The organism is Flavobacterium sp. GNP011, assembly GCF_056428925.1.
In genome coordinates, this window is record NZ_JBWJVJ010000005.1 from 181,612 (window position 1) to 197,739 (window position 16,128).

Sequence of the window (16,128 nt, forward strand, 5' to 3'; positions counted from 1 at the left end):
TAGCGTTTTTTTTTGTATTTATGTTCTTAAGCAACCATAACATCCGAATTAATTGCTTTTTTCAAGAAAGCCTTAATTAAAATTCTATTAGGAGCAGTTCCTGAGGTAATTACTTGTTTTTTTGTATTTGTTTCTTCTATAGTCGTATTTGATTTAGTGTCTTGTTTAGAACCCATAAACCAAAGCACAAAATTTACATTATTTGTAACATTACTTTTAGTTACATTTTCATTTTTAACTGAAACTACTTCAATAGGATTATTATCAACTATAGTTTGTGAGGCTTGCGAAAAAGCCACATTAGAACACAATGAAAAAACTAGAAAAAAGAAACCTTTTAACACTAATTTTTCGCAAACTAAAGATGTAAAATATTTCATAACAGATGCATTTATTTCTAATAGAAGTATATATACTAATTCGAAACAAATGTATACCATTAATCAAGTAGCAAAAAAAAATTTCGATGAAGCACCATTATAGTCGATTAAAGCACAAATTTAATGTTCAAAACAAAAAAGTAACGGTTTAAATACATCTCTTTCAGTTTAGTAACACTAAGCTAACAGAAAAAGCACTATCCCATTTATCGAAAGCAATCAAAAAAAAAAGCTCCAGTTAAATACTGGAGCTTTAGAAATTTATGCTTGACCGGCTGGGCCAAAGTTGAGCGGAATCGGCAACTGTTCCGTATCTTTGATTTCGCCATGGGCAATTTCAAATCGATGAATGTTTTCTCCAATTGCCTTTAATAATCTTTTAGCATGCTGTGGTGTCAAGACAATTCTTGATTTCACTTTAGCCTTAGGAATTCCAGGCATAATACTAACAAAATCTAAAACAAATTCTGAAGAAGAATGATTGATAATTGCTAAATTAGAATAAATTCCTTCTGCAGTTACCTCATCAAGTTCTATATTGATTTGATCTTGTTGTTGGTTTGAATTGCTCATATCCTTGTATTAATAAATGTACTCCTCTTTGTTAGCCATCATATCATTGTAATCATCTTTTGAACCTACAATTGTGTGATCGTATTCTCTCATACCTGTACCAGCTGGGATTCTATGACCTACAATTACATTTTCTTTCAATCCTTCTAAGTAATCAATTTTACCTGCAACTGCAGCTTCATTCAATACTTTAGTAGTTTCTTGGAACGATGCCGCAGAGATGAATGATTTAGTCTGTAACGATGCTCTTGTAATACCTTGTAATACTGGTGTTGCAGTAGCAGTTACCACATCACGAGCTACAACTAGATTTTTATCTGTACGTTTCAATAAAGAGTTTTCGTCACGCAACTCACGAGGCGTAATGATTTGTCCTTCTTTTAATACAGCTGAATCTCCAGCATCTTCTACAACTTTCATACCATATAACTTATCGTTTTGAACGATGAAATCTTTAGTATGAATCAATTGATCTTCTAAGAATAAAGTATCACCTGGATCTTGTACTCTTACTTTACGCATCATTTGACGAATTACAACCTCGAAGTGTTTGTCGTTAATTTTTACACCTTGTAAACGGTATACTTCTTGAATTTCATTAACCAAGTACTGTTGTACAGCTGCTGGACCTTGAATTCTTAAAATATCATCCGGAGTAATTGCTCCATCAGACAATGGCACACCTGCTCTTACGAAGTCATTTTCTTGAACAAGAATTTGACTTGATAATTTAACTAAGTATTTACGAACATCTCCAAATTTAGATTCGATAACAATTTCACGGTTACCTCTTTTGATTTTTCCAAAAGAAACAACACCATCAATTTCAGAAACTACAGCTGGGTTAGATGGATTACGAGCTTCTAACAACTCTGTAATTCTTGGTAAACCTCCAGTAATATCTCCTGATTTAGAAGAACGACGTGGAATTTTAACCAATACTTTACCTGCTTTAATTTTCTCACCGTTTTCAACCATCAAGTGGGCTCCAACTGGTAAGTTATAAGAACGAATTAATTCTCCATCTTTACCGTAAACCAATAATGTTGGAATTAATTTTTTAGCTCTTGACTCAGAAATTACTTTTTCTTGGAAACCAGTTTGCTCATCGATCTCAACCATGAACGATTGTCCTTGCTCTAAATCTTCGTAAGCAATTTTACCAGTAAACTCAGAAACAATAACTCCGTTATATGGATCCCATTTACAAATCACATCCCCTTTTGCAACAGATTGACCATCTGCAACAAAAATACTAGAACCGTAAGGAATGTTATTGGTACTTAATAAAATACCTGTTCTTTCGTCAATTAATTTCAATTCAGTAGAACGAGAAACAACAATATCAACTGAGTTTCCTTCGCTATCTTCACCTTTAACAGTTTTTAAATCTTCGATTTCAAGTTTACCGGCAAATTTAGTGATGATGCTTGATTCTTCAGAAATTCCACCCGCAACCCCTCCAACGTGGAAAGTACGTAATGTTAACTGTGTACCTGGTTCTCCAATAGATTGTGCTGCAATTACACCAACTGCTTCACCTCTTTGTGTCATCTTACCAGTTGCTAGGTTACGACCGTAGCACTTAGCACAAATTCCTTTTAAAGCTTCACAAGTTAATGGAGAACGTACTTCTACTTTTTCAATAGGAGATGCATCTATAACTTTCATAATCGCTTCGGTAATTTGCTCACCTGAACGAATTATTACTTCACTAGTTAAAGGATTTATTAAGTCTTGTAAAACTACACGACCTAAAATTCTTTCTCCTAATGACTCTACAATTTCTTCATTCTTTTTCAAAGCTGCAACTTCAACACCTCTCAAAGTACCACAATCTTCGATGTTAACAATAACATCTTGAGAAACATCATGTAATCTACGGGTCAAGTATCCAGCATCGGCCGTTTTCAAAGCCGTATCCGCAAGACCTTTACGAGCACCGTGAGTAGAGATAAAGTATTCTAAGATTGAAAGACCTTCTTTAAAGTTAGAAAGAATCGGGTTTTCAATAATTTCACCACCACCGGCAGTAGATTTTTTAGGCTTAGCCATCAAACCACGCATACCAGTTAACTGACGAATTTGCTCTTTCGAACCCCTCGCTCCAGAGTCAAGCATCATATACACCGAGTTAAATCCTTGTTGATCTTCTCTAATGTTTTTCATTGCTAGCTCTGTTAATTGAGCATTTGCTGATGTCCATACATCAATAACTTGGTTGTAACGTTCGTTATTGGTAATAAGACCCATGTTATAATTTGCAGAAATACCTTGAACTTGCTCTCTTGCATCAGCAATTAACTGAGGCTTTTGATCTGGAATTCTAATATCTCCTAATGAGAATGATAAACCACCTTTGAAGGCAAATTTATATCCCATATCTTTCATATTGTCCAAGAAAGCAGCAGTTGTAGGAACATCTGTACAGCTTAAAACGTGTCCAATAATATCTCTTAAGTTTTTCTTTGTCAATACGTCATTGATATAACCAGCTGCTTCAGGAACAACTTCGTTAAACAATACACGTCCAGCAGTAGTTTGAATCACTTTGTATACTAATTCACCTGCTTCGTTAAAATCTTTTGCTCTAATTTTAACACGAGCATTCAACTCTACTCTACCTTCATTCAAAGCGATATTTACCTCTTCTGCAGAATAAAAAGTAATACCTTCACCTAAAATTTTCATTTCAGGAGTTGACAAACGTTCTTTGGTCATATAATAAAGACCCAAGACCATATCCTGAGATGGTACAGTGATTGGAGCACCATTTGCAGGGTTCAAGATGTTGTGCGAACCTAACATTAACAACTGAGCTTCTAAGATAGCCTCTGGTCCTAATGGTAAGTGTACCGCCATTTGATCCCCATCAAAATCCGCATTAAATGCCGTACAAACTAAAGGGTGCAATTGGATTGCTTTTCCTTCAATTAATTTTGGTTGGAATGCTTGAATACCTAGTCTGTGCAAAGTAGGAGCACGGTTTAGCAAGATTGGGTGACCTTTAATTACATTTTCAAGGATATCCCAAACTACAGGCTCTTTCTTATCTATTATTTTCTTAGCTGATTTAACCGTTTTTACAATACCTCTTTCAATCAATTTACGGATTACGAAAGGCTTGTACAATTCTGCTGCCATATCTTTTGGGATACCACACTCAGATAGTTTTAATTCAGGACCAACAACAATTACCGAACGAGCAGAATAATCAACACGTTTACCCAATAAGTTTTGACGGAAACGACCTTGCTTTCCTTTAAGGGAATCAGATAATGATTTTAAAGGTCTGTTTGATTCTGTTTTAACGGCAGATGCTTTACGCGTGTTGTCAAATAATGAATCTACAGATTCTTGCAACATACGTTTCTCGTTTCTCAAGATAACTTCTGGAGCTTTAATCTCCATTAATCTTTTTAAACGGTTGTTACGTATAATTACACGACGGTATAAATCATTTAAATCTGAAGTTGCAAAACGACCTCCATCAAGTGGCACAAGCGGACGTAATTCTGGTGGAATAACTGGTACCACTTTCATAATCATCCACTCAGGACGATTTTCGCGGTTTAAGTTAGACTCACGGAAAGACTCCACAACTTGTAATCTTTTTAAAGCTTCTGTTTTACGTTGTTTAGATGTTTCATTGTTAGCGCTGTGTCTCAATTGGTAAGACAACGCATCAAGGTCTATTCTTGCTAACAAATCCATAATACACTCTGCTCCCATTTTGGCAACAAATTTATTTGGATCAAAATCATCTAAATATTGGTTGTCTGCAGGAAGAGTGTCTAAAATATTCAAATACTCTTCTTCGGTTAAGAAATCTAATCTTTGTAATGATTCTCCATCAGGATTTTTAGCAATACCCGCTTGGATTACTACGTATCTTTCGTAGTAAATAATCATATCTAATTTCTTAGATGGAAGACCAAGGATATAACCGATTTTGTTTGGTAAAGAACGGAAATACCAGATGTGAGCAATTGGCACCACAAGATTGATGTGACCTACTCTATCTCTACGTACTTTTTTCTCAGTTACTTCTACACCACAACGGTCACAGATAATCCCTTTGTAACGTATTCTTTTGTATTTACCACAAGCACATTCGAAATCCTTAACAGGACCGAAAATTCTTTCGCAAAATAATCCATCACGCTCTGGTTTGTGCGTTCTGTAGTTGATTGTTTCCGGCTTTAAAACCTCTCCTCTTGATTCTTTCAAGATAGATTCAGGTGATGCAAGACCGATTGAGATTTTATTAAACCTTTTTACAGGGTTTTTATCTTTATTGTTATTATTTCTATTATTCATCATAGTTTTTACTATTGATTTATTTGCAATTAAAAAATTGATTCTAATTTAAGTCGAAAGTTGAAAAGTCAAATGTCAAAAGTCTCAGTAGACTATATAACTTTAAGACTTTATTACTTTGGACTAAAATGCACCTCGGGTTACTTCTCTAAACTTCAAACCTTTTTATTTTGAAGTGCTAATTATAAAACTCTTACAGTTTTTATAAAAAATCGGAACGGGTTACGGGTCTAAATCCTAAAAACTTATATAAATGCCAAAGTAGAGATGTGATTAATCACATCTCTACAGATGACAAAATTTATTTATTCTTCTAAACGAATATCAAGTCCAAGACCTTTCAATTCATGCATTAATACATTGAATGATTCTGGTAATCCTGGTTCTGGCATAGACTCACCCTTAACGATTGCTTCGTAAGTTTTAGCTCTACCAATAACATCATCAGATTTCACAGTCAAGATTTCTCGTAGTGTACTAGAAGCTCCATAAGCCTCAAGTGCCCAAACCTCCATCTCTCCAAAACGTTGACCTCCAAATTGTGCTTTACCTCCAAGTGGTTGTTGAGTGATTAAAGAGTACGGTCCGATAGAACGTGCGTGCATCTTGTCATCAACCATGTGACCCAATTTTAACATATAGATTACTCCAACAGTTGCTGCTTGGTGGAAACGCTCTCCAGTTCCTCCATCATACAAATGCGTATGTCCAAAACGTGGTACACCCGCCTCATCAGTCAAAGCATTTATTTGATCTAGTGAAGCACCGTCAAAAATTGGAGTAGCAAATTTTCTACCCAAGTTCATTCCAGCCCAACCAAGAACAGTTTCATAAATTTGACCAATGTTCATACGAGAAGGTACCCCAAGTGGATTCAATACAATATCTACTGGTGTTCCATCTTCAAGGAAAGGCATATCTTCATGACGAACGATACGTGCAACAATACCTTTGTTACCGTGACGACCCGCCATTTTATCACCCACTTTTAACTTACGTTTTTTAGCGATGTAGACTTTAGCTAATTTCAAAATTCCTGCTGGCAATTCATCACCTACAGTAATTGTGAATTTCTCTCTACGTAACGCACCTTGTAAATCATTCAATTTAATTTTATAGTTATGAATTAAATCATTAACCATAGTATTTGTAGCATCATCAGCTACCCATTGACCTTTACTTAAGTGAGCAAAATCTTCTACTGCATAAAGCATTTTTTGAGTATATTTTTTACCTTTTGGTAAAACTTCTTCACCCAAATCATTCATTACACCTTGAGATGTTTTTCCGTTAACGATCAAGAAAAGTTTTTCAACTAATTTGTCTTTCAATTCAACAAATTTCACTTCAAACTCCATTTCAAGTGCTCCTAAAGCATCCTTGTCTTGTGTACGTTTACGTTTATCTTTCACTGCTCTTGCGAACAATTTCTTGTCTAAAACAACACCATGTAAAGAAGGAGACGCTTTTAAAGAAGCATCTTTTACATCACCTGCTTTGTCCCCGAAGATTGCACGAAGCAATTTTTCTTCTGGTGTAGGATCTGATTCTCCTTTTGGAGTAATTTTTCCGATAAGAATGTCACCAGGTTTTACCTCGGCTCCAATTCTAATCATACCATTTTCATCTAAATCTTTAGTAGCTTCTTCAGAAACGTTTGGTATATCATTCGTTAATTCTTCGTTACCTAATTTAGTATCTCTAACTTCTAATGAATAATCATCAACGTGTATAGAGGTAAAAATATCATCACGAACTACTTTTTCAGAAATTACAATCGCATCCTCAAAGTTGTACCCTTTCCATGGCATAAAAGCCACTTTCAAGTTACGTCCAAGAGCTAACTCTCCATTTTGAGTTGCGTAACCTTCCGATAGTACTTGACCAGCAACAACTCTATCCCCTTTTCTTACGATTGGTTTAAGGTTGATACTTGTACCTTGGTTGGTTTTTCTAAATTTAATTAGATTATATGTTTTTTCATCTGGTTCAAAACTAACCATTCTTTCTTCCTCAGAACGATCGTATTTGATAGTGATTATATTAGCATCAACGTACTCAATAACTCCATCACCTTCAGCATTTATCAATACTCTAGAATCAGAAGCAACTTGACGCTCTAAACCTGTACCTACAATTGGAGCTTCAGGACGAATCAAAGGAACCGCCTGACGCATCATGTTAGATCCCATCAAGGCTCTGTTCGCATCATCATGTTCCAAGAAAGGAATCAAAGATGCAGAAATAGATGCAATCTGGTTAGGTGCAACGTCAGTATAATCAACTTTTGAAGGCTCAATTACTGGGAAATCACCTTCTTGACGAGCAATAACATCCTCAGCAGTAATTTTACCAGCAGCATCCATTTGAATGTTTGCTTGTGCAATTAACATACCTTCTTCTTCTTCGGCACTTAAGTAAACTGGAGTAGACTCTAAATCTACAACTCCGTTAGTTACTTTACGGTAAGGTGTTTCAATGAAACCCATTCCGTTTACTTTAGCATAAACACCAAGAGATGAAATCAAACCAATGTTTGGTCCCTCTGGTGTTTCAATTGGACATAAACGTCCGTAATGCGTATAGTGAACGTCACGTACCTCAAAACCAGCTCTCTCTCTTGAAAGTCCACCTGGTCCTAGTGCAGATAATCTTCTCTTGTGCGTAATCTCGGCAAGTGGATTTGTTTGATCCATAAACTGAGACAACTGGTTTGTTCCAAAGAAAGAGTTAATAACAGATGATAATGTTTTAGCATTAATCAAATCTATTGGTGTAAACACCTCGTTATCTCTAACGTTCATTCTCTCACGAATGGTTCTAGCCATACGAGCCAAACCAACACCAAATTGTTGAGACAATTGCTCTCCAACAGTTCTTACACGACGATTAGATAAGTGATCAATATCATCAATCTCAGCTTTTGAGTTGATTAATTCAATCAAATATTTAACAATAGTAATGATATCCTCTTTGGTCAAGACTTGCTTTTCCATTGGGGTATCTAAACCTAATTTTTTATTAATTCTATAACGACCTACTTCACCTAGGTTATAACGTTGATCAGAGAAAAATAATTTATCAATGATACCACGAGCTGTTTCCTCATCAGGCGGTTCAGCGTTACGTAATTGTCTGTAGATATGCTCAACAGCCTCTTTTTCAGAGTTCGTTGGATCTTTTTGTAACGTATTATGAATGATAGCATAATCACCTTGATTCGCATCTTCTTTGTGCAACAAAATAGATTTAACGTTAGAATCGATGATTTCTTCTACATTATCTTTATCGATAATTGTATCTCTATCAAGGATTATTTCGTTACGTTCGATAGAAACTACCTCACCAGTATCTTCATCAACAAAATCCTCATGCCATGTATTCAATACACGTGCCGCTAATTTTCTACCGATATATTTTTTAAGACCTGTTTTCGAAACCTTAATTTCTTCAGCAAGATCAAAAATTTCAAGAATATCCTTATCTCTTTCAAAACCAATAGCTCTGAATAAAGTTGTTACAGGAAGTTTTTTCTTTCTATCAATATACGCATACATTACACTATTGATATCTGTAGAAAATTCAATCCAAGAACCTTTAAACGGAATTACTCTCGCAGAATACAATTTTGTACCATTTGCATGGAATGATTGACCAAAGAATACTCCCGGTGAACGATGTAATTGAGATACAACTACACGCTCAGCACCATTGATAACAAACGTACCACTTGGTGTCATGTAAGGAATTGTTCCTAAATAAACATCTTGAACAATCGTTTCAAAATCTTCGTGTTCTGGGTCAGTACAATATAGTTTTAACCTAGCTTTTAAAGGTACACTATAGGTAAGACCTCTTTCTATACATTCTTGAATTGTATAACGTGGTGGGTCTACAAAGTAATCAAGGAATTCTAATACGAAATTATTTCTCGTATCAGTAATTGGAAAATTCTCCATGAAGGTATTGTAAAGCCCTTCGTCACCTCTTTCGTCTGATTTAGTTTCTAATTGAAAAAAATCTTTAAACGATTTAACCTGAACATCTAGAAAATCTGGATAGTCAGGAATGTTTTTAGTTGAGGCAAAATTCAATCTTTCAGTCTGATTTGTTAGCATCAATGAACAAAATTTTGATTAAAAAGTAATTTTATTATACAAATAACAAGCTATTTGTATGCTTATTTTACAGTCATTACATCTTTAAAAACTAATTAAGGATAACTACTTTCTTATTATCTATTAATTTTTTTTCATCGTAATGGGTAAAATATATTTCGATAAATAAAATAAGTCTCTAAAAAACACTAGATTTTAATTATACGAAAAAATGGTTTAGGTCAAAAGGTGATTAAACCCATGACCTAAACCGTATTCATTAAACGGAGTTTAATTATTTAAGCTCAACAACAGCTCCAGCTTCTTCTAAAGATTTTTTAAGACCTTCAGCCTCTTCTTTAGTTACACCTTCTTTAACGTTACTTGGAGCGCTATCAACTACATCTTTAGCTTCTTTCAAACCTAAACCTGTAAGTTCTTTAACTAATTTTACAACTGCTAATTTAGAAGCACCAGCCTCTTTCAATACAACTGTAAATTCTGTTTGAACTTCTTCAGCAGCAGCTTCACCACCACCTGAAACTACTACAGCTGCAGCAGCTGGTTCGATTCCGTACTCATCTTTTAATATTGTTGCTAATTCGTTAACTTCTTTAACAGTAAGGTTAACTAATTGTTCTGCGAATTGTTTCAAATCTGCCATTTTTTTTATCGTTTTAAAATGATTTGTAAAATATAATTATTTATTGTGCGCGTAATTCAAATAAAATTAGATTTAATCTAAAATTATTATGCTTCAACTTCCTCAGAAACTTCTTCGCTACCAGCAAATTGGTTTTGTAAAGCCGAAATAACTCTTTGTGCAGGTGATTGCAATAATCCAATGATTTCACCAATAAGTTCCTCTTTAGATTTGATAGTTGCTAATGCATCTAATTGATCATCACCAATATAAATTTCAGAGTTAATGTAAGCACCTTTTAAAATAGGCTTAGCTGATTTTTTTCTAAAATCTTTAATGATTTTTCCAGGAGCATTAGCCACGTCTGAAATAAAGATAGCACTATTACCGCTCAATACTGAAGGTAAATCACCATAATCATTATCAGAAGCTTCCATTGCTTTTGCAAGCAACGTGTTTTTTACAACCTCTAATTTTATACCTGCTTTAAAACAAGCTCTTCTTAAACTTGAAGTAGTTTCTGCGTTAAGTCCTGAAATATCAGATACATATATAATATTTGTACCAGCTAACTGTGCAGTTAAATTTTCAATCGCGATTGATTTTTCTTCTCTAGTCATACTAAAAGTTATTAACTACCAATTATACTGCTTTAGGATCCAATGCAATAGCAGGACTCATTGTGCTTGTAAGGTGTATACCTTTAATGTATGTACCTTTAGCAGCAGTTGGCTTAAGTTTAATTAATGTTTGAATAATTTCGTGTGCATTGTCATAGATTTGCTCAGCCCCAAAAGAAACTTTACCAATTCCAGCATGAACAATTCCAGTTTTATCAACTTTAAAGTCAATTTTACCAGCTTTAACCTCTTGAACAGCTTTAGCAACATCCATTGTTACTGTACCTGTTTTAGGGTTTGGCATTAAACCTCTTGGTCCTAAAATACGACCTAAAGGACCTAATTTACCCATAACAGCTGGCATAGTGATAATTACATCAACATCTGTCCAACCATCTTTGATTTTTTGTAAATAGTCATCAAGACCTACATAATCAGCACCAGCTGCCAAAGCCTCAGCTTCTTTATCCGGAGTAACTAATGCTAAAACTTTTACATCTTTACCAGTACCGTGAGGTAATGTAACAACACCTCTTACCATTTGATTCGCTTTTCTTGGATCAACACCCAAACGAACTGCGATATCAACAGACTCATCAAATTTTGCAGAAGCTATAACTTTGATTAATGCAGCAGCATCTTTCAAAGAGTATAGTTTGTTCTTCTCAATTTTAGAAGCAGCCTCTTTTTGCTTTTTTGTTAATTTTGCCATTTCTTTCTCTTAATTAAAAAGGAGCATCTCCTGATACAGTTATACCCATAGATCTAGCAGTTCCAGCAATCATGCTCATTGCAGATTCGATTGTGAATGCATTTAAATCTACCATTTTATCTTCAGCTATCGCTTTGATAACATCCCAAGTAACACTAGCTACTTTTTTACGATTTGGTTCACCTGATCCAGACTTTAGCTTTGCAGCCTCCAATAATTGAACGGCAGCTGGAGGAGTTTTTACAACAAAATCAAATGATTTGTCTTTATACACAGTAATTTGTACTGGGCATATTTTGCCAGGTTTATCTTGTGTTCTAGCATTGAATTGCTTACAGAACTCCATGATATTAACCCCAGCAGCTCCTAAAGCAGGTCCAACCGGTGGCGACGGATTCGCAGCACCTCCCTTAACTTGTAGTTTAACTACCTTACTAATTTCTTTAGCCATTTTTTAAAAAATTTAACACCATAATCATTGGAAGCGATTACAGTGGATATTATAGATGTAACAAAAATTATACTTTTTCAACCTGCATAAAACTAAGCTCTAATGGTGTTTTTCTACCGAAAATTTTAACCATTACTTCTAGTTTACGCTTTTCTTCATTTATTTTTTCAACTGAACCATTAAATCCATTAAATGGACCATCAATAACTTTAATTGTCTCTCCAACATTGAAAGGAATAGATCTAGTATCAGTATTTACAGCAAGTTCATCGACCTTACCTAACATTCTGTTAACCTCAGACATTCTTAAAGGAACAGGTTCACCACCTTTAATCTCACCTAAAAAACCAATAACGCTAGTAATTGATTTTATGATATGAGGTATTTCTCCAACAAGATTCGCTTCTATCATGACATAGCCAGGAAAATAAACTTTATCTTTAACTAATTTTTTTCCCTCTTTTACAGTTACTACTTTTTCAGTAGGAACTAGAACTTGAGAAACATAATCAGTCATTTCTAATCTTGCAATTTCAGTCTCAATATAAGCTTTAACTTTATTTTCTTGGCCACTTACCGCTCTAACGACATACCATTTTTTTACATTCACATCTGCCATAACAAATAAATTAAGCTTTTATCCAGTTAAAAAATCCAGCTAAAGCTTTTGCGAAAATTTCATCAACTCCCCATGTTCCCAAGGCAAATAATACAGAAAATACAGCCACAACAATCGTGAGACGCTGTACCTCAGACCATTCTGGCCAAGTTACATTTGATTTCAACTCTTCAAATGCTTCTGATATGTAATTTACAACTTTTGTCATTGTGATATATTTTTTTGCACGGGCGGAGGGATTCGAACCCCCATCAACGGTTTTGGAGACCGCTATTCTACCCTTGAACTACGCCCGTAGAATAAAAAACAATGTCGTCGTTAAACGACATTGTTTTTGAATTTATTTTTATTGTAGATTAACCTACGATTTCAGTAACTTGTCCAGCTCCTACTGTTCTACCACCTTCACGGATAGCGAAACGTAAACCAACGCTCATTGCGATTGGGCTTAACAAAGATACATTGATAGTTAAGTTATCTCCTGGCATTACCATCTCTACACCTTCTGGTAAAGTAATAACTCCTGTTACGTCAGTTGTACGTACGTAGAACTGTGGACGATAGTTGTTATGGAATGGAGTGTGACGTCCACCTTCTTCTTTTTTCAAGATATAAACCTCAGCTTTGAAAGTTGCGTGTGGCTTAACAGATCCTGGCTTAATGATAACCATTCCTCTTTTGATAGATTCTTTATCAACACCTCTTAATAATAAACCTACGTTATCTCCAGCTTCACCTCTATCAAGGATTTTACGGAACATTTCAACTCCAGTGATAGTAGAAGTCAATTTTTCAGCTCCCATACCAATGATTTCAACCGGATCTCCTGTATTAGCAATACCTGTTTCGATACGACCTGTAGCAACAGTTCCACGACCAGTAATTGTAAATACATCCTCAACTGGCATCAAGAAAGGTTTTTCTGTATCTCTGATTGGCTCTTCGATCCAAGAATCAACAGCTTCCATCAATTCAAGAATTTTAGGAACCCAAGCAGCATCATTATTCAATCCACCTAAAGCAGAACCTTGAATAACTGGACAGTTATCACCATCATATTCGTAGAAAGACAACAAGTCTCTAATTTCCATTTCAACAAGCTCTAACAACTCAGCATCATCAACCATATCCACTTTATTCATAAAAACAACCATTCTAGGAATACCTACTTGGCGACCTAAAAGGATGTGCTCACGTGTTTGTGGCATTGGTCCATCAGTTGCAGCTACAACAAGAATAGCTCCATCCATTTGAGCAGCTCCTGTAACCATGTTCTTCACGTAATCCGCGTGACCTGGACAGTCAACGTGTGCATAGTGACGATTAGCAGTTTCATACTCAACGTGAGATGTATTAATTGTAATACCTCTTTCTTTTTCTTCAGGAGCATTATCAATTTGATCAAATGATTTTGCTTGACAGTAACCAGCATCAGATAATACTTTTGTGATTGCTGCTGTTAAAGTAGTTTTACCGTGATCTACGTGTCCGATCGTACCAATATTTAAGTGTGGTTTCGAACGGTTAAAGGTTTCTTTTGCCATTTTACTTAATTTTAATCTTGTTATATATTAATTTTTATTTCCTACTTACTTGAGCCAACTACGGGAATTGAACCCGTGACCTCTTCCTTACCAAGGAAGCACTCTACCTCTGAGCTAAGTCGGCAGAACCTCTTATCAAAGAGCTTAAACTACAATTTTTAAATTTTTCAATTCAAAAAACACAATTCAAGTTTTCTTGTGGGGAGAGCAGGATTCGAACCTGCGAAGTTCACACAGCAGATTTACAGTCTGCCCTCGTTGGCCGCTTGAGTATCTCCCCAACTTTTTTTATTTTATACCTCAATAATTTGAGCCGGCGGAGGGACTCGAACCCACGACCTGCTGATTACAAATCAGCTGCTCTAGCCAACTGAGCTACGCTGGCAAATCAATAAAAAAAGTCCGCTATTTCTAACGGACTGCAAATGTATAGATTTTATCTCTCAATCAAAACATTTTTTGAAAAAAATTTATATTAAATATGAGAACTAATCTTTTCTTTTCTCTTGAGCAACATTCGTTCTAAAGATTCCGAAGATAATTCTATCGCTTCTTCAAAGGTTTTACACTGCTTTTTGACCAGAAATTCATCACCAGGAACAATTATTTTTACCTCGGCAATTTTATTTTCTTTTTCACTAGTTTTTTCTACTTTTAAAAAAACATCCGACGATACAACCTTGTCATAGTACTTTTCTAATTTATCCAATCTCTCTTGAACAAAATCAACTAGCTTCTTGTCAACTGTAAAGTTAACTGCATGTACACTTACCTTCATAATCTTCTTTTTTTAATGGTTCAAATAGTATTATTCTTTTCTCGCGGGTGCGCTTTTGCATATACATTTTTTAGCTCAGCTAAACTGTTATGGGTATAGACCTGAGTAGAAGCTAAACTTGAATGACCAAGCAACTCTTTAACGGAGTTTAAATCAGCCCCATTGTTTAACAAATGAGTAGCAAACGTGTGCCTTAAAATGTGAGGACTTTTTTTTAACTTTTCAGATATATTACTAAAGTACGAATTTATTAATCGATACACAAAAGAATCACTTAATTTATCTCCTTTTTTGGTTAAAAAAAAACACTCTTCATCATTAATCATAACTAGCGTTCTTCTTACTTCTTGATAACGAGATATTTGATCTTTAAGTATAGGCAACAACGGAACTATTCTTTCTTTATTTCGCTTTCCCAATACTTTTATAGTGCTGTTTGACAAATTTACATCTGAATTTTTTAAATGTATTAACTCGGTCCGGCGAATTCCGGTAGCATAAAACAACTCTACAACTAGAGCGTTTCTTATTTGCTCAAAGCCTTCAGAATATTGAGTTTCAAACAAAAGATTTTGCATTTCATTTTCCGAAAAAGGTATTTGTACTTTTTTAGCTGTTTTGAGAGCTTTATGTTTTAGTAAAGGACTTGTCTCAATTTGCTTTATTTTCATTAAAAATTTAAAGTAGGCTTTAAGGGAAGCCACTTTACGATTGACAGAACTATTCGAAACCGACTTATCCACTAGTGAGACAATCCAGTTTCTTATTTGAGCATAATGAACATGATCTATAGTTTCTTGATCAAATTCTTTTTTAATGTATTCCGAAAATGCATCTACATCCACACAATAAGCCAAAATGGTGTGTGCTGAATATTTTTTCTCCAAGGTGAGATAATCTCGAAATGCATTTTTATTTGTAGTCATAAAAAAAACCGTTAGCATCAAAGTTATTAAATTTTGATTACTAACGGTTTTATTTTTCCGTAAAATAGATTAACTCTCTAAGTTATCTCTCATATTTTGGATATAAGCCGCTTTTTGAATTTTGATTCTATTCGTTACTGAAGGCTTAATAAAAGCAGTACGTGCTCTTAATTGACGAACAGTTCCTGTTTTATCAAATTTTCTTTTGTAACGTTTTAACGCTCTATCGATATTTTCTCCGTCTTTAATTGGTATAATTAACATAATATAGACACCCCCTTTCTTTAGACTGCAAAAGTAGACATTATTTTTACTTTATCGCTATTTATTGTTATTTATTTTGGGTGTGCCGGCAAGGAAGTATTTTTTACCTGTTGAAATACTATCTTTTTGCCGTCAGGCTATGCGCTACAATCTTTATTTGCTGCTACGCATCCATAAAGGATTTCCACTTCTAACCTTCAC

14 protein-coding genes and 4 tRNA genes are annotated in these 16,128 nt (G+C 34.8%); all 18 read right to left on the reverse strand.

The window, feature by feature from the left end; translation table 11 throughout:
- Positions 1-26: 26 nt before the first annotated feature.
- Positions 27-380, reverse strand: coding sequence for a hypothetical protein (locus tag AC061E_RS06880; protein ID WP_478285579.1), 354 nt, complete (start codon positions 378-380; stop codon positions 27-29).
- A 261-nt stretch (positions 381-641) separates the two neighbouring features.
- Positions 642-953 carry a DUF3467 domain-containing protein gene (locus AC061E_RS06885; protein ID WP_144889107.1) on the reverse strand — a complete coding sequence of 104 codons (312 nt, stop codon included), beginning with the start codon at positions 951-953 and terminating at the stop codon, positions 642-644.
- Between the two features lie 9 nt (positions 954-962).
- On the reverse strand, positions 963-5,276 hold the full coding sequence (rpoC, locus tag AC061E_RS06890) for a DNA-directed RNA polymerase subunit beta' (RefSeq protein ID WP_478285580.1): 4,314 nt from the start codon (positions 5,274-5,276) through the stop codon (positions 963-965).
- A 302-nt stretch (positions 5,277-5,578) separates the two neighbouring features.
- Entirely contained in the window at positions 5,579-9,391 is a 3,813-nt protein-coding gene (gene rpoB, locus AC061E_RS06895; protein ID WP_144889109.1) for a DNA-directed RNA polymerase subunit beta, read from the reverse strand.
- A gap of 274 nt (positions 9,392-9,665) precedes the next feature.
- The gene (gene rplL / locus AC061E_RS06900) at positions 9,666-10,034 is read right to left on the reverse strand and encodes a 50S ribosomal protein L7/L12 (RefSeq protein ID WP_114754963.1); all 369 of its coding nucleotides are present in this window, start codon (positions 10,032-10,034) and stop codon (positions 9,666-9,668) included.
- Positions 10,035-10,120: 86 nt separating this feature from the next.
- Positions 10,121-10,633 carry a 50S ribosomal protein L10 gene (gene rplJ, locus AC061E_RS06905; RefSeq protein WP_158728526.1) on the reverse strand — a complete coding sequence of 171 codons (513 nt, stop codon included), beginning with the start codon at positions 10,631-10,633 and terminating at the stop codon, positions 10,121-10,123.
- Between the two features lie 22 nt (positions 10,634-10,655).
- Positions 10,656-11,345, reverse strand: a complete 690-nt coding sequence (gene rplA, locus AC061E_RS06910) for a 50S ribosomal protein L1 (protein ID WP_039111376.1) — start codon at positions 11,343-11,345, stop codon at positions 10,656-10,658.
- A gap of 13 nt (positions 11,346-11,358) precedes the next feature.
- Positions 11,359-11,796, reverse strand: coding sequence for a 50S ribosomal protein L11 (gene rplK, locus AC061E_RS06915; protein ID WP_007807442.1), 438 nt, complete (start codon positions 11,794-11,796; stop codon positions 11,359-11,361).
- Between the two features lie 67 nt (positions 11,797-11,863).
- Positions 11,864-12,415: a transcription termination/antitermination protein NusG gene (nusG, locus tag AC061E_RS06920; RefSeq protein WP_086455317.1), complete on the reverse strand. Its 552-nt coding sequence runs from the start codon at positions 12,413-12,415 to the stop codon at positions 11,864-11,866.
- A gap of 10 nt (positions 12,416-12,425) precedes the next feature.
- Entirely contained in the window at positions 12,426-12,623 is a 198-nt protein-coding gene (gene secE / locus AC061E_RS06925) for a preprotein translocase subunit SecE (protein ID WP_086455318.1), read from the reverse strand.
- A gap of 17 nt (positions 12,624-12,640) precedes the next feature.
- A tRNA-Trp gene (locus AC061E_RS06930) sits at positions 12,641-12,711 on the reverse strand.
- A 60-nt stretch (positions 12,712-12,771) separates the two neighbouring features.
- A complete protein-coding gene (gene tuf / locus AC061E_RS06935) occupies positions 12,772-13,959 on the reverse strand; it encodes an elongation factor Tu (RefSeq protein WP_144889110.1) in 1,188 nt (395 codons plus the stop codon).
- Positions 13,960-14,011: 52 nt separating this feature from the next.
- Positions 14,012-14,083, reverse strand: a tRNA-Thr gene (locus AC061E_RS06940).
- 75 nt (positions 14,084-14,158) lie between these two features.
- A tRNA-Tyr gene (locus AC061E_RS06945) sits at positions 14,159-14,239 on the reverse strand.
- Positions 14,240-14,270: 31 nt separating this feature from the next.
- A tRNA-Thr gene (locus AC061E_RS06950) sits at positions 14,271-14,344 on the reverse strand.
- Positions 14,345-14,434: 90 nt separating this feature from the next.
- The gene (hpf, locus tag AC061E_RS06955) at positions 14,435-14,737 is read right to left on the reverse strand and encodes a ribosome hibernation-promoting factor, HPF/YfiA family (RefSeq protein WP_144889111.1); all 303 of its coding nucleotides are present in this window, start codon (positions 14,735-14,737) and stop codon (positions 14,435-14,437) included.
- A gap of 20 nt (positions 14,738-14,757) precedes the next feature.
- Positions 14,758-15,663 carry a tyrosine-type recombinase/integrase gene (locus tag AC061E_RS06960; RefSeq protein WP_478285581.1) on the reverse strand — a complete coding sequence of 302 codons (906 nt, stop codon included), beginning with the start codon at positions 15,661-15,663 and terminating at the stop codon, positions 14,758-14,760.
- A gap of 69 nt (positions 15,664-15,732) precedes the next feature.
- A complete protein-coding gene (gene rpsU / locus AC061E_RS06965) occupies positions 15,733-15,927 on the reverse strand; it encodes a 30S ribosomal protein S21 (RefSeq protein ID WP_035670421.1) in 195 nt (64 codons plus the stop codon).
- Positions 15,928-16,128 lie beyond the last annotated feature (201 nt).

Excerpts from the sequence above, each read along its gene's own strand:
- AC061E_RS06880 (WP_478285579.1), bottom strand. The coding sequence starts at position 380 with ATGAAATATTTTACATCTTTAGTTTGCGAAAAATTAGTGTTAAAAGGT.
- AC061E_RS06885 (WP_144889107.1), bottom strand. The coding sequence starts at position 953 with ATGAGCAATTCAAACCAACAACAAGATCAAATCAATATAGAACTTGAT.
- rpoC (WP_478285580.1), bottom strand. The coding sequence starts at position 5,276 with ATGATGAATAATAGAAATAATAACAATAAAGATAAAAACCCTGTAAAA.
- rpoB (WP_144889109.1), bottom strand. The coding sequence starts at position 9,391 with ATGCTAACAAATCAGACTGAAAGATTGAATTTTGCCTCAACTAAAAAC.
- rplL (WP_114754963.1), bottom strand. The coding sequence starts at position 10,034 with ATGGCAGATTTGAAACAATTCGCAGAACAATTAGTTAACCTTACTGTT.
- rplJ (WP_158728526.1), bottom strand. The coding sequence starts at position 10,633 with ATGACTAGAGAAGAAAAATCAATCGCGATTGAAAATTTAACTGCACAG.
- rplA (WP_039111376.1), bottom strand. The coding sequence starts at position 11,345 with ATGGCAAAATTAACAAAAAAGCAAAAAGAGGCTGCTTCTAAAATTGAG.
- rplK (WP_007807442.1), bottom strand. The coding sequence starts at position 11,796 with ATGGCTAAAGAAATTAGTAAGGTAGTTAAACTACAAGTTAAGGGAGGT.
- nusG (WP_086455317.1), bottom strand. The coding sequence starts at position 12,415 with ATGGCAGATGTGAATGTAAAAAAATGGTATGTCGTTAGAGCGGTAAGT.
- secE (WP_086455318.1), bottom strand. The coding sequence starts at position 12,623 with ATGACAAAAGTTGTAAATTACATATCAGAAGCATTTGAAGAGTTGAAA.
- tuf (WP_144889110.1), bottom strand. The coding sequence starts at position 13,959 with ATGGCAAAAGAAACCTTTAACCGTTCGAAACCACACTTAAATATTGGT.
- hpf (WP_144889111.1), bottom strand. The coding sequence starts at position 14,737 with ATGAAGGTAAGTGTACATGCAGTTAACTTTACAGTTGACAAGAAGCTA.
- AC061E_RS06960 (WP_478285581.1), bottom strand. The coding sequence starts at position 15,663 with ATGACTACAAATAAAAATGCATTTCGAGATTATCTCACCTTGGAGAAA.
- rpsU (WP_035670421.1), bottom strand. The coding sequence starts at position 15,927 with ATGTTAATTATACCAATTAAAGACGGAGAAAATATCGATAGAGCGTTA.